The organism is Myxococcus sp. CA051A (genome assembly GCF_013336705.1).
In the GTDB taxonomy this organism is placed as follows: domain Bacteria; phylum Myxococcota; class Myxococcia; order Myxococcales; family Myxococcaceae; genus Myxococcus; species Myxococcus llanfairpwllgwyngyllgogerychwyrndrobwllllantysiliogogogochensis.
Genome location: NZ_JABUMS010000010.1, coordinates 338761 through 352917, shown reverse-complemented (window position 1 = coordinate 352917; position 14157 = coordinate 338761). Strand labels below are relative to the sequence as shown.

The following is a 14157-nucleotide window of genomic DNA, read 5'->3' as shown; positions in this document are numbered from 1 at the left end:
GGTGAGTCGCTCAGCGCTCCAGCCCCAGCTCCACGCCGGGAATCCAGTGTCCGCGACGGTGCCCATCCACCCGGACACCGTCGAGGTCCATGCCCAGCGCGCCTCGCACGGCGAAGTCGCCCGCCCTCCAGCGCAGGCCCGCGGCGGCGCGCGCGGACAGACCCAGCGAGTCGCCTTCTCTGCGGCCGGGCTTGTCCACCACCGTCATCAACCAGCCCACGCCCACCTCCGCGAACGGGGCCAGCGTGCCTCGGCCGTTCAGTCCGCCCATGGCCAGTACGGACACGCGCTGAAGCGTGGTGTTGTCCACCCACGCATCCGGTGCGAGCGAGTAGCTGGCCCGCGCGCCCCACCGGACGATGCCAGGGCCCGGCACGCGCCAGGCCAGCGACAGTCCGCGTGCCACACCACGACCTCCCAGTGGCGGAGCGCCGAGCGTGAGGCCCACCTCCAGCCCCAGTGAGTGCGGCAGGCTCGATGGGTCCCCGGGTGTCACCGGATTGGAGAAGTCCACGATGGGCCCTCCCGCCGAAGCGACATAGCCCTCGTAGAAATCGCGTCCGAAGGGGAGGGCGAAGAGGCCCTGGAGCAGACTCTCCTCGGCCGCGCCGCGCTGGGCCACCTCGGGAGGAGAGGGGCGGGGCAGTCGTCTGGCCTTCAGGTCCGCGAGCCGCACACGGGCCTCACCCCCGGGCGTACGCAACCAGTACGCGTCGCGCTTCGGCAACGCGAGGACCAGGGGCTCTCCCTCGGACTGATGCGCATCCGCGAGGCGCACGCCATTCGTGTCCTCCACGGAGATGCGCGCGCCCCCGGGCGTCGCCGGCAGGTCGAGGCGGGGACCCTCTGGAATGGGGCCGATGAGCGCGCGCGAGGGATTGAGCATCGGCGGGAAGGTGCGCAGCGCGAGCCTCGCCTGCGGAGATTTCACGCCCCGGATGGCGGCGGCGACGAAGGCGTCGAGCTCGCTGTACTCGACCTGCCCGTCACCGTTGACGTCCGCGCCACCCAGCAGCGCAGAGCGCGCCGCATGGCTGAAGACACCCGCGCGGATGCGAGACCACTCATGCGTCTCGCCTTCGTTGCTCTCCGCGAAGATGGCGCCCACGCTGGGGTGGCCCGCGAGCTGCTCCTGCTCCAGCGCGCGTCGCAACCTGCGGAGCACCAGCGGGTCGGCGCCCCGGCTGCCCACGACGCCAGCCGCGTGGCAGGCATCCACCAGCAGGTGGACATAGTCCGCCTCGAGTCGCTCCACGACCCGGGTGTACAGGCCCTCCTGGTCCAGTCTGCCGTCGGCGAGCGTGAGGTAGGCGCGCGCGGACTCACCGGTGCGTCCATGGCCCACGTAGACGAACAGGAAGTCCACGGTGCGTCCGGCGGCGCGGTCCGCCGCGTTGAGCTGGGCCAGCGAGGCCACGGCTTCATCGAGCGCGGCGAGCGTGGGCACGCGCACCCCCGTCAATCGCTCACGCTCCGCCTCGGCGGTGTCGGCATCGGCGACGGTGAGCAGCACCACCTCTACGCCCAGCCGCTGGAGTGTCTCCATCCAGCGCACGCCGTCATCGTCCGCGTAGCGCAGGGGAGGCATGCCCGGGGAGTCGCTTCCGTTGTAGGCGACGACCAGGGCGCGCCGCACGGGAGGTGGTCCCGAGGATGAGGTCGCCGGCTCGGCGAGGGACACCGTCGCGCAGCAGGCGAGCCACAGGACGACGACACCGCTGGGCACCGGAACCGTGCTGGGTCTCATGGTGTTCCTTCCGCGAGCACAGCCGCGTCTCGATGGAGCCGGTGGCTCATGGCTTCCCCGCAATGCGGACGCGATGCTGCACGCGCACGACGTCTCGGACGGGTTCTCCGCGCGCGGCGGCGAGCGCGTCGGACGCGCTGCTCGCGAACACGGCGGTCAGCTCCACCTCTCCCGTGTCGGGCAGTCTCGGCGTGAGGTCCAGCGCCGCCTCCGCGCCCGGAGACGCCTTCACCTCGAACGGTCCTTCCACCTTCAGCCCCTTGTCGGTGCGCACCGTCACCACGACATGCGTGTAGGGCGCACGTGCCCCGGCCGCGAAGGCCAGCGCCGCGCCGGCGGGACAGTCGCCCTGACCTCGGACCTCCCGAAGCTCCGCTTCCGCTGGCACGCAGAACAGTCGCATCACCGTCGCGCCCTGCCCCTCGCCGCGCGCGCCCCACTCCGTCGTGTCGCTCGGCAGGCTCAGCCACAGCAGTCCCGCTGCCGCCATCAAGCTGACCACCCACGCGCCGCCCACATGCCCCAGCGACGGCGAGTTCCACGCCTGAAGCACCCGGGCCCACAGCCTCCGCGCCAGGCTCCATGGCTCCCCCAGGTCCTTGTGCAGCCGGTCCGCTCGCGCTGCCTGTCCCGAGGACTCGGTCGACGACTCCCTCGCCACGGTGGCGAGGACCGAGGGCAGCCCGCGCGACTCGAGCGACGCCAGCTCCCCCGGGGTGGGCACGGTGACGGTGTCGCTGGCGAACATGCGGCGCAGGTTCATCACCCGCTCGTAGCGCGCTCCACACCGCGCGCAGCCGCGGGCATGACGCAGCACGCGGCTCCACTGGCGAGGAGGCAGGACGCCCTCGTTGGCGAGGTGGACGAGCTGTCGGTCCACGTGCTGGGTGAACAGGGCCATGGGGGAACTCACTCGAATCAAGGCACGAAGAGGGGGAAGAGGAGCGCCAGCACCGCGGCCGTGGCGGCGGCGGAGGGCAATGCATCGGGCGAGTCAGCGGTGAGCCAGCCTTCGTTGAGGAGGAAGTCGGTCATCGCGCGGCGCAGCTTCGTCTCCCGCGTCCGCAGCTCCTGTCGGGACAATCCCAGCACCAGCCCCGCGCGCTCCTGGGACAGGCCCTGCACGAAGCGCAGGTCCGCGAGACGACGGGTCGCCTCGTCGAGTCCCGCGAGGAAGCGGTGCACCAATTCGCGCGTCTCTGCTTCCAGCGCGCGGTCCTCGGGCGAAGGTGCGTTGCTGGCCAGCCGCTCCGCCGTCGGCGTGTCATCCAGCGCCACCGCCTCGCGAGCGATGCGCCCCGCCGCCCGCAGCACATCCACCGCCGCCTGCCGCGCCAGCGCGTTGAGCCAGATGGAGTACGGCCGCACGCCGTCATACGTGAGCCGGGCCTGCTCGCGGAACGCGCGTACGAAGGTCTCCTGGTGCGCGGCCTCCAAATCCAACGGCCCCACGCGCGCGAGCCCCCCAGGTCCGCGAGACACGTACGTGCGCGACAGGAACCGCGCCACATGCCCGGAGTAGGCCCGGTACACGCGGGTCAACGCCCCCGGCTCTCCCCGGCGAAAGGCCTCCAGCAACAGCGGGTCTTCCCTCAACAGCGACATGCCGTCCTCCCTCTCAGGGGGCCCCAAGCCCCTGGACCACGGCCGGCTCCACGCGGTCCGACTGCGTCCCATCACCCAACTGGCCGGTGGCGTTGCCGCCCCAGCACCGCACCTGTCCATCCCGCATCACCGCGCAGGTGCTCGTCACTCCGGCGGACAGGTCCACGACTTTGTCGCCCAGGGCCGTGACGTCCACGGGCGCCGCGCGGTGGATGCGTGTCCCATCGCCCAGCTGTCCGTCGTCATTGAGTCCCCAGCACCGCACGCGACCTTCCGCGTCCAGCGCGCAGGTGAAGGCATTGCCCGCGCGCACCTGCCGCATGGTCGAAGACAGCCCCACCGGCCGCACCGGCGTGGCGCTGTCCAGCGCGGTGTCATCCCCCAGCTGTCCCTCGCGATTGAATCCCCAGCACTCGATGTCGCCCATGCCCACGCGCGCGCAGGTGTGGCTCAGGCCCGCCGTCAGCGCGCGCACCGGCCCGGTCAGCCCTCTCACCCGCACCGCCCCAGGCTCGGGCGTGGGACTGGCGAGGCCCGTGCCCAGCGCTCCGTACGTGTTGTCACCCCAGCACCACGCCTCTCCATCGGCGGTGGCGGCGCAGGTGTGGTTGGCGCCCGACGCGAGCACCGTGAGGTTGGCGGGGAGCCCCAGCACGGGCACGGGCCTGGGCGCCTTCCCCGCGAACGCTCCGCCGAGCTGGAAGAAGTTGTTCTCGCCCCAGCACATCACCTGTCCCCCCGCGTGCAGCGAGCAGGAGTGCCCCAGCCCCGCCACCACGGTCACCGCGTTGGTGCCCGCGCCCGGCACATCCACCGGCTCCAGTGCGGCCATCGTGGTGTTGTTGCCGAGCTGTGCCAGGGAGTTGTCCCCCCAGCAGCGCACGGTGCCCCCCTCCACCACCACGCAGGTGTGTTGTCCCCCGACGGCGAGCGCGAGCACGCCCGAGCCCAGCCCCCGCACGTCCACCGCCTGGGCCCGCAGCGCGCGCGTCCCATCCCCCACCAGCCCGACTCCGCCCCAGCACCGCACGCCGCCCGTCTCCAGCAGCGCGCATGCATGCTGGCTGCCCACCGACACCTGCCGGGCCAGGCCCCGCTGCTCGGTGTCGGTGTCGGGGCAGGCGGCGACGTCCTCGTCGCAGTCCTCGGCCGTGGTGCTCCGGATGGGGTCCAGGCACGCGCTGGTCGACGCGAGGAGCAGCACGAGGAGGCCAACGCGACGCTTCATGGGACTCGACTCTCAAGAAAAGAGACAGGCGGGCGCCGCGGAGAAAGTGGCTCCGCGGCGCCCGCCCTTTGAACAGGGTATTCCTTGAACGAATGAGCCAGGGGAACGTTACGGCAGCGGGAAGAGATTGAGTGCGCTCCACGGTGAAGTGCTCGTGTCCACCGTCACCAGCCGGAAGCCCGCATCGATGCCAGGCCTGGGGGAGAGGGCGCCCGCGGCCACCGCGAAGACGCCCCGGCCCGCGAAGAACCCGAAGGGCACCTGGAAGCGCGCCGTCGGCGAGCGACTGGACGCCGCCGAGGCCGCCACGCCCACGTACACCTTGAGGTCGGGCAGCGACAGGCCCTCCGGCGCGGAGGCGAGTCGATAGGGAACGTCGTTGTAGGCCGCGTGCGCCGGGACGAGCCCACCCTCCAGTGGGGACACGTCCACCATCGGCGCGTCGGGCGAGGCATGCACCAGCCGCAGCCGCACGTTGCTCGCATCGGCGGTGAAGCCTTCGGAGAACGCGAGCAGCTCGAAGGGGGCGCCCGTCGGGTCCGCCAGGTCCTGACTGAGGAAGCCCGATGCCACCGTCAGATAGGACTCCCCGGCGACCAGCGCGGGCGTGGTCCGGGAGGCGACGGGGGCACCCGCGGGACGCGTGCCGCCGTGCACGGAGGCGAAGAAGTCCAGCGTGTAGCTGCCAGGAGGCACCTGGAGGGAAGCCGAGAGCTGGCCGAAGGCGAGGTTGTTCACAAGTTCCGTGTTGCCCAGGAAGAGGTCCACGGCGGGCGCGTCCGGCGAAGCGTGAAGCGCATAGACGACGGGATTCTGGCGGACCAGTCCGACACCCGCGGCCAGCAGGCCGAAGCCCCCCGCGGCGCTCGGCTTCTGGGAAAGCTGTCCGGTGGCGATGACGAACACCTCCCCACGCGAGGGCAGGGCGGGCACGGTGAAGGCCGTCACCCGCTGGTTGGCCGCGCGGATGCCCACCTGGAGCGCCTGTCCGGAGGGCAGCTCCACGCCCGTGGCCCCTGTGTCCTGGAAGCGCTGCAGGCCGGTGATTTCAGAGGAGCCGTCATCCCCCACGTCGATGGAGACGGTGGGCGCGTCCGCGCCCGCGTGGACGATGCGCACCCGCGTCTTGCCGTCGGCGGGAGGGTTGAAGCCCTCGGTGAGGGGCAGCACGCGGAAGGCGCTCGTCGCGTCGGTGGAGGCGAGCAGCCCCGCGGCCACCGCGCTCACGGTGTGGCCCGTGCCGAGCACGAGCGGCCCGGTGGAGTAGACGGGCGCGGACGAGGCCAGGGCGCCCGCCGCGCGCACCTGGACGTTGTACGTGCCCGCCGGCACGGTGGCGTAGGCGGTGGCGTCGCCGTACTTCACGTTGGTGAAGAGGGGCGTGGACTGGCCTTCCGCGTAGATGTCCACGGCGGGGGCGTCCGATGAGGCGTGGATGACGCGCAGCTTCGCCTGGTTGGACGGCGTCTGGTCGGGCGGCGTCTCGTCCTCGCCGCAGGCCACGAGCGTGGACAGCGTGGCGGCGAGCGCCGCAGTGAGGCTGCGATGACGACTCCAAGGGCTCTTCGTCATGTTCCACTCCAGGGGTGTGGCCGTCGCCCATGGGGAGCGCGACCGTGTCTTCGGAGGGCCCTTACGGAACGAGCCGTGAAACCTGGTTGGTACCGTGTGTCCGGCACGGTGCGTCGGATGACTGTCCACCCGCGAGCAGTCGCCGGTCCGGATGTGGAATGACGCGGCGCGGGCGCGACAGCCGGAGCGCTGCTGCTAGCGTGCGCGCACCATGAACCCTGGACTGCTTCCTCTCGTCGTGTCCCTGCTCGCCGCGCAGGCGCCCGCGCCCGCTCCGGCGGCACAGGCCCCCAAGGCCCAGGCCTCCGCCAGCAAGCCCTCGCAGGTGCCAGGAATCGCACCACTGCCCGGCCAGCCGAACCTGTGGGTGAGCAACGTGCCGACGGTGCCGGAGGCGCTCCGTCAGCGAATGGAGCAGTACCTGGAGGCCCGCTCCGCGGCGCTCCTGGACACCAGTGATGACGGCAAGCAGTTGCTCATCACCACGCGCTTCGCGGACACCAACCAACTCCACCTGGTGGAGATGCCCATGGGCGCGCGCACGCAGCTCACCTTCGCCAGGGAGCCCATCAACAGGGCGCTCTTCCAGCCCGGTGACTCGAACGTCATCTACTTCCTGCAGGACAAGGGCGGTGGGGAGTTCTTCCAGGTGTTCCGGTTGGACCGGCGCACGGGGCGCTCGGAGCTGCTGACGGATGGGAAGAGCCGGCACTCGGACGTGAAGGTCTCCCAGGATGGGCGGTGGCTGGCGTACGGCGGCACGGGCCGCAATGGCAAGGACACGGACGTGTACGTGGCGCCCACCGCGCAGCCGCGTCAGGCCCGTCGCCTCACGGAGCTGGAGGGCTCCTGGGCGCCGATAGCGTTCTCGAACGACGGCGCGAAGCTGCTGGTGGCGCAGGAGCGCGCCGTCGACGACGCGGACCTGTACGTGGTGGACGTGGCCTCCGGCGCGCGTCAGCGAATCACGCCCCAGGAGGGCAAGGGCGGCATCACCTCCGTCGTCTTCGCGCATGACGGCAAGAGCGTGTACCTGGCGACGGACCGCTACAGCGACTTCGCGGAGCTGTACCGGGTGGACCTGGACAAGGCGCCGCTCACCGCCGCGCCGGAGTCGCTGACGAAGGCCGTGAAGTGGAACGTGACGGACCTGGCCCTGTCGCCGGATGGCCGCAAGCTGGCGGTCGCCTTCAACGAAGACGGCTTCACCAAGGTGTCGCTGCTGGATACGCGCACGAAGGCCTTGGCGCCTCTGGACTCGCTGCCGAAGGGCGTGGCGTTCGGCATCGGCTTCCCGCTGAAGCGCTCGGACCTGTTGGCCCTGACGGTGGGGGACGCGAAGAGCCCCATGGACGTGTGGACGGTGGACTTGAAGTCGCGCAAGCCGACGCGGTGGACGCGCTCGGAGGTGGGCGGGTTGGACACGAACACCTTCGTGGAGCCGGTGCTGGTGCGCTACCCGTCCACGGACGGCGTGCAGGTGCCGGCGTTCCTCTACCTGCCCCGTGGCGCGACGGGAAAGGTGCCCGTCATCGTCAGCTTCCACGGAGGCCCGGAGGGGCAGAGCCTGCCCTTGTTCAGCACCTTCGCGCAGTTCGCCACGACGGAGCTGGGCATGGCGGTGCTGGTGCCCAACGTGCGCGGCTCGGAGGGTTACGGCAAGGCGTACCGGGCCATGGATGACGGCGTGAAGCGCGAGCAGAGCCTCGCGGACATCGGCGCGACGCTGGACTTCATCGCCTCGCGCAAGGAGCTGGATGCCTCGCGCGTGGGCGTCTCCGGCGGCTCCTACGGTGGCTACATGACGCTGGCGTCGGTGGCCTTCTATCCGGAGCGCTTCAAGGCGGCGGTGGACGTGGTGGGCATCTCCTCGCTGCCCAGCTTCCTGGAGAACACGCAGGCGTACCGACGTGACTTGCGGCGCGCGGAGTACGGCGACGAGCGAGACCCGGCGGTGCGCAAGGTGCAGGAGCGCATCTCCCCCTTGGGTTCGGTGGCCAGGATTCGCGCGGCGCTCTACGTGCAGCAGGGGGCCAATGACCCGCGCGTGCCGCAGTCGGAGGCGGAGCAGATTGTCCAGGCGGTGCGCCAGCGCTCACCGGACGTCTGGTACATGCTGGCCACCGACGAGGGCCACGGCTTCCAGAAGAAGGCCAACCGCGACTCCGCGCAGATGACGACGATGATGTTCTTCGAGAAGCACCTGGGCGCGCCCAGGAGTCCCGAGGCCACGGGCACGAAGTAGGCGAGGGGTGACACAGGCGTACCCCTGGGGGAGGAGCGAGCAGGCCGGGTGGCTGCTCGCGTTGAATGCAAATCCGGGGGGTTGCGTCACGGCGCATGGCGTCGCGGTATGCGGTGCACAGAGTGACGTTCATGGACTGGTCATCCAGGCCAAGGAGCTTTCCCGATGAAACGCTTTCTGAGCCCGCTGCGGCGGGGTGTGCTGGTGGCGGCGGTGGTGTTGGGGGCGGGGGCCGCGGTGTCCGCGCCCAAGCAGGACGCCATCAACCTGCGAATCGCTCGTGAGCAGTACAACCTGGTGATGACGGCCGACGAGGTGACGGGCCAGGACTTCCAGGTCGCGCGGACGCCCGGTGGCCTGCGGGGGCGGACGTACCTGGGCGTCGTGGACGTGAAGCTCAAGGACGGCGAGGTGAGGGGCTCGCTGGGCAGCGCCCTGGTGAACCTCAAGGTGAAGCGGGACGGCGACACGCTGGAGGCCGAGGGCGGCTTTGGTGGGCGTCCGGCGAGCGTGAAGCTCACCCCGGACGAGATGAAAATCTACATTCGGGACTGCACGTACCGGCTGAAGGCGCGGGAGCCGGGGCGCTCGTACGCGGGCAAGCGCAGTTGCGACATGGCGACGGTGCCCGAGTCGGAGGTCTGGCTGCCGGACGAGTTCCTCGCGGCGAGCCCCGAGGAGAAGGTCACCCTGTTGCTGCTGGCGTTGTGAGTCCGGGGCGCGGCCTCAGCCGCGCGTGCGTGGCAGCTCCACGGAGAAGGTGGAGCCCACGCCCAGCTCGCTGCGCACGGTGATGTGGCCGCCCATCGCCTCCACAATCTGGCGCGAAATCCACAGGCCCAGGCCGAAGCCGCCGTAGTTGCGTTCGGACACGGCGCGCTCGAAGCGGTGGAACAGCCGCGACACGTGCTCCTCGCCAATGCCGATGCCACCGTCGCGCACCTCCAAGCGCACCGTGGCCTCGCCCGTCGTCATCACCACGAGGACCGGGTTGCCGCGCCCGTACTTCACCGCGTTGCTCACCAGATTCGTCAGCACTTGGTCGATTCGCAACTTGTCCCAGAGCCCCGCTGCTTCCGGCGCCAGCTGCAATTCCAGTCGAGTGCCCGTGCGCTCCAGCTCCGGCTCGAAGCGCTCCACCACCTCGCGCACCAGCATGACCAGGTCCAACGGCTCCGGGCTCAGCTCCAGGCGCCCGGCGCTGATGCGGGACACGTCCAGGAGCTCATGGATGAGCCGCGTCTGCCGCTTCACCTGTCGGTCCACGACGCCCAGCGCGCGCTCCAGTCGCTCCGGCGTCACGCCAGAGGGGGAGCGCTTCAGGCTCGTGAGCAGACTGTGCACCTGGAGCTGCAGCGCGCTGATGGGCGTCTTCAGCTCGTGGCTGGCGATGGAGAGGAACTCCTCGCGCAGCCGGATGGCCTGACGCGCCTCGCGGTACAGGCGCGCGTTGTCGATGGCGAGCGCCGCGCGGCGGGCCAGCTCCTGCGCCAGCGCCAGGTCTTGCGCGTCGTAGTCCCGCCGAGAGGTGACGAAGCTCAGCGCCCCCAGCGTCTGTCCCCGCACCTGGAGCGGCACGCACAGCCACGCGAAGCAGCCACCCGCGTCGGGGGGACGCACGCACTCCGGCGCGTCCTCGCTCAGCCCCGTGCGCAGCTCCGCCTCGCCGGAGGCCACCACCCGGGCGACGACGAGCAGGCCTGGCGAGGGCTGTCCGTCCATCGCGTGATACTCCGCGCTCGCATGGGCCGCGGCCACGCACTTCACCGCGCCGTCCTCGTCCGCGAGGAACAGGCCGCAGCACTCCGCGTAGGACGGCACCGCCAGCTGCGCCACGCGCTCCAGCGTCTCCTCCTGCTCCAGGCTCGTGGCGAGGACTCCCCCCGCCTCGGCGAGGAAGCGCTGCGCGGCCTCGCTGCGCTGCCGCTCGGTGACGTCCACCGCCATGCTCAGCACCTGCTCCGGGCCGCCGGCGGCGGGCTGCACCAGCGCCGTCCACAGCGCTACCTGCAGCGGCGTGCCGTCCTTGCGCTTGCGGTGCATCACCGCGCCGCCCAGCGACTCGCCCCGGCCGGCCTTCTCGAGGTTGCGGCGGAACTCCTCGTGTTTGCCCTCGGGCACCACCGGCAGCACGGTGCCGAGCACCTCCTCCGCCTTCCACCCGAAGATGCGCTCCGCGGCCGGGTTCCACATCCGCACCGTGCCGTCCATGTCCACCAGGAGGATGGAGGCGGGGGAGGCCTGGATGATGGCCGCCAGTCGCTCGTTGGCCTCGGCCAGCTCCGCGCGGGAGCGCTGCTCCTGCTCCAGCAGTCGCGCTCGCGCCACCGCCTGCCCGCCGTGGTGGGCCAGGAGCTCCAGGAAGGCGCGCTCGTCCGGGTCGAAGACGCGCGCCTCGGAGAAGGCGAACAGCAGCACCCCCAGCGCGCGGCCCTCCACGAGCAGCGGCAGGCACACCGACGCGGGCGCGGGCTTGCGCACCACGCGGTGACGTTGCTCGTCCACCTCGGGATAGCGGTCCGACAGCTCCTCGGGTGACTCCAGCCACACCGGGCGCGCCTCCAGCAGCGCCTCCGTCATGGGCGTGCGTCCCTCCAGGGGCAGCACACCGAAGGCCTCCATGAAGGACCGGGGGTCCTCGTAGCCCGTGCACCTCAGGAGCCGCGCGTTCCCGGCCTCCAGTCGCCACAGCGCGCCGCGCGCCGCGCCCACCGCCTCCACGCCCTGCTCGACGATGACCTCCGCCACGCGCTCCGCCGAGAGCACCTGGGACAGCTCCGCCGTCACCCGCTGGAGTCTCGCCAGGCGACCCGCGGCGACCTCCGCCGCCTGCCGGGCCTGCTTCTCCGCCGCGTACAGGCGCGCGATGTCCAGCGCCAGCGCGGCGCGGTCCGCCAGCTCCTGGAGCAGCAACTGCTCTCCGGCCTCGACGGGCTGCGCCGCCGCCGGGTCCTTCCACACGGTGAGGGTGCCCAGGCTCCGTCCGCGCGCGCGCAGCGGCAGCACCATCAGCCGGGTGAAGGGGAAATCCTCCAGCAGCCCATGCTGCTGCGGGGGCACCAGGCGGCGCAGCTCCTTCGGGTCCGAGTCGGGCACCCACAGCGCCTCGCCCGTGCGCAGCACCTCATGGGAAGGGCCTTCGTCCGCGCGCACCGCGGGAGGGCTGAGCGTCTGGAACAGCAGCCGGGCCTCGGGGGTGGAGGCGGCCGAGGCCACGGTGCGCAGCCAGAGTCCATCCTCGGACAAGAGCCGCAGCGTGCAGGCGGCGCCGAGCAGCGGCACCACCAGGGCGCACAGGCGGTCCATGACGGCGGGAGGTTCCAGGCTGGCATCGGCCAGCACCCGCGACGCCTCCGCCAGCAGGGCCAGCCGCTCTTCCACCTCCGGGGCGTGGGCCCCGAAGTGCCGCGCGTCTCCGTATCGGGATGCTGACATGGTCCTTGTGCCCCCGAGGCAGCATGGGAGCACGAGAGAGCAGTCCCCGGGGATTCCCCCGACGCCCCCACGGGCCCTCCGCCATGGCCAACCAACATACGCCCGGGTCTGACTGTTCGTTCTGGACGCACGCTCCGTCGCACACCGTAGGGTGGAGGCAGGCGAAGGCTATTTAGTCACACATGGACCTACCCGAGCGTTCGAATCCACGGAGGTGGTCTCCGCGTCCATTGCTCCTCCCAGGGGTTCGGCTAAAGGGAGGGCCGTGAAAGCCACCACCACCGGAGTACCGGGCGGCGAAGCGGTTCGGGAAGGCCCCGAGACCTTCAAGCGCACGACACTCCTGGCCCTCGGGGCCCTGGGCATCGTCTACGGCGACATCGGGACGAGCCCCCTCTACGCGCTGCGCGAGTGCTTCACCGGCCCGCACGGCATCCACCCCTCGCCCGAGAATGTGCTGGGGGTGCTGTCGCTCATCTTCTGGTCCCTGCTCACCATCGTCTCGGTGAAGTACCTCATGTTCGTGATGCGGGCGGACAACCGGGGCGAGGGCGGAATCCTCGCGCTGATGGCGCTGGTGATGCAGCGGCAGAAGGGCCAGCAGGCGCATACGGCCCGGCCCGTGCTCATCACCCTGGGCATCTTCGGCGCGGCGCTCCTCTACGGCGACGGCCTCATCACCCCGGCGATCACGGTGCTCAGCGCGGTGGAGGGCCTCAGCGTGGCCACGCCCGTGTTCGAGCCGTTCATCGTCCCCATCACCCTGGCCATCCTCGTGGTGCTCTTCCTGGTGCAGCGGCACGGCACGGCGGGCATTGGCGCGGTGTTCGGCCCGGTGATGTGCGTGTGGTTCTTCACGCTGGCGGTGCTGGGCGTGAAGGAGCTGGTGCACAACCCCGCGGTGCTCGGCGCGCTGTCTCCCACGCACGGGGTGATGTTCTTCGTGCACAACGGCTGGCACGGCTTCCTCGTGCTGGGCGGCGTGTTCCTCGTCATGACGGGCTGCGAGGCGCTCTACGCGGACATGGGCCACTTTGGGTACAAGCCCATCAAGCGGGCCTGGTTCTGGGTGGTGCTGCCGGCGCTGATGCTCAACTACCTGGGCCAGGGGGCGCTCTTGCTGCGGGACGCGAGCGCCGCGCGCAACCCCTTCTATCTGCTGGCCCCGTCGTGGCTGTTGTACCCGTTGGTGGCGTTGTCGGCGGTGGCGGGCATCATCGCCTCGCAGGCGCTCATCTCCGGGGCCTTCTCGCTGACGCGCCAGGCGATGCAGCTGGGCTACAGCCCGCGCATGGAGGTGGTGCACACCTCGGCGGAGGAGATGGGCCAGATTTATCTGCCGGGCATCAACTGGGCGTTGATGGCGGGGGTGTTCACCCTGGTGCTGACGTTCCGCTCCTCCAGCGCGCTGGCGTCCGCGTACGGCATCGCCGTGTCCACGACGATGGTCATCACCTCGGTCATGGCCTACATCGTCGCGCGTGAGCGTTGGGGCGTCAGCCGCAAGCTGGCGATGCCGGTGGCGGGCTTCTTCCTCGCGTTGGAGCTGGCCTTCTTCAGCTCCAATGCGATGAAGCTGGCGGACGGCGGCTGGTTCCCGCTGCTGCTCGCCGTCATGGTCTTCACGCTGATGACCACGTGGAAGCGCGGGCGCGACATCCTCGCCGCCAAGCTGCGCGCCTCCAGCATCCCCCTGAAGGAGCTGCTGGGCAGCTTCGGCGACCACCCGCCCGTGCGCGTGCCGGGCACCGCCATCTTCATGACGGGCAACGCGGACGGCACGCCGCCGGCGCTCTTGCACAACCTGAAGCACAACAAGGTGCTGCACGAGCAGGTGGTGCTGCTGACGATTCTGTCCGAGGACGTGCCCCACATCCCCGCGGCCGAGCGCGTGGAGGTGGAGCCCCTGGAGCAGGGCTTCGTCCGCGTCGTCGCCACCTACGGCTTCATGGAGAACCCCAGCATCCCGGACGTGCTCAAGCGCTGCCGGGAGAAGGGGCTCCAGTTCCAGCTCATGGGCACCAGCTTCTTCCTGGGACGGGAGACGCTGATTCCCACCAAGCGCCCCGGCATGGCGGTGTGGCGCGAGGCGCTCTTCGCGTGGATGAGCCGCAACGCCCGCAGCGCCACCGCCTACTTCCGGATTCCACCCAACCGCGTGGTGGAGCTGGGCAGTCAGGTGGAGCTGTAGCCGACGCCCGCGGTTTCCCGGCCCTTCGTCTCCCGGAGGGCCGGGCTTCCTTCCAGGTGTCGCTCCGGCCCGGGAGCCTCCCGACAGGTGAGGCCCCGGGCGGAAAATCCCCCGGAAAATCCCCCGGCGGAAAA

9 protein-coding genes are annotated in these 14157 nt (G+C 70.9%); 3 read left to right on the top strand and 6 right to left on the bottom strand.

The window, feature by feature from the left end:
• Window positions 1-10 precede the first annotated feature (10 nt).
• The 5 genes from HUA74_RS28550 to HUA74_RS28530 form a co-directional block, all read right to left on the bottom strand.
• Window positions 11-1747: a caspase family protein gene (locus HUA74_RS28550; protein ID WP_174457068.1), complete on the bottom strand. Its 1737-nt coding sequence runs from the start codon at window positions 1745-1747 to the stop codon at window positions 11-13.
• Between the two features lie 46 nt (window positions 1748-1793).
• Window positions 1794-2648, bottom strand: coding sequence for a hypothetical protein (locus tag HUA74_RS28545; protein ID WP_174457067.1), 855 nt, complete (start codon window positions 2646-2648; stop codon window positions 1794-1796).
• 17 nt (window positions 2649-2665) lie between these two features.
• Entirely contained in the window at window positions 2666-3352 is a 687-nt protein-coding gene (locus tag HUA74_RS28540) for an RNA polymerase sigma factor (RefSeq protein WP_174457066.1), read from the bottom strand.
• Between the two features lie 13 nt (window positions 3353-3365).
• Window positions 3366-4580 (bottom strand): chromosome condensation regulator RCC1, encoded by a 1215-nt coding sequence (locus HUA74_RS28535; protein ID WP_174457065.1) that lies wholly within the window; start codon window positions 4578-4580, stop codon window positions 3366-3368.
• A 108-nt stretch (window positions 4581-4688) separates the two neighbouring features.
• Window positions 4689-6152: a DUF4397 domain-containing protein gene (locus HUA74_RS28530; RefSeq protein ID WP_174457064.1), complete on the bottom strand. Its 1464-nt coding sequence runs from the start codon at window positions 6150-6152 to the stop codon at window positions 4689-4691.
• Window positions 6153-6363: 211 nt separating this feature from the next.
• Here HUA74_RS28530 and HUA74_RS28525 point away from each other — a divergent pair, with 211 nt between their 5' ends.
• Both HUA74_RS28525 and HUA74_RS28520 read left to right on the top strand, forming a co-directional pair.
• Window positions 6364-8397: an alpha/beta fold hydrolase gene (locus HUA74_RS28525; protein ID WP_174457063.1), complete on the top strand. Its 2034-nt coding sequence runs from the start codon at window positions 6364-6366 to the stop codon at window positions 8395-8397.
• Window positions 8398-8562: 165 nt separating this feature from the next.
• Entirely contained in the window at window positions 8563-9108 is a 546-nt protein-coding gene (locus HUA74_RS28520) for a hypothetical protein (RefSeq protein ID WP_141644048.1), read from the top strand.
• Between the two features lie 15 nt (window positions 9109-9123).
• Here HUA74_RS28520 and HUA74_RS28515 read toward each other — a convergent pair whose 3' ends face one another.
• Window positions 9124-11832: a GAF domain-containing protein gene (locus tag HUA74_RS28515; protein WP_174457062.1), complete on the bottom strand. Its 2709-nt coding sequence runs from the start codon at window positions 11830-11832 to the stop codon at window positions 9124-9126.
• A 229-nt stretch (window positions 11833-12061) separates the two neighbouring features.
• On the opposite strand from HUA74_RS28515, the gene HUA74_RS28510 reads away from it, so the two are divergent.
• Complete coding sequence (locus HUA74_RS28510) at window positions 12062-14023, top strand: potassium transporter Kup (protein WP_174457118.1); 1962 nt, start codon at window positions 12062-12064, stop codon at window positions 14021-14023.
• Window positions 14024-14157 lie beyond the last annotated feature (134 nt).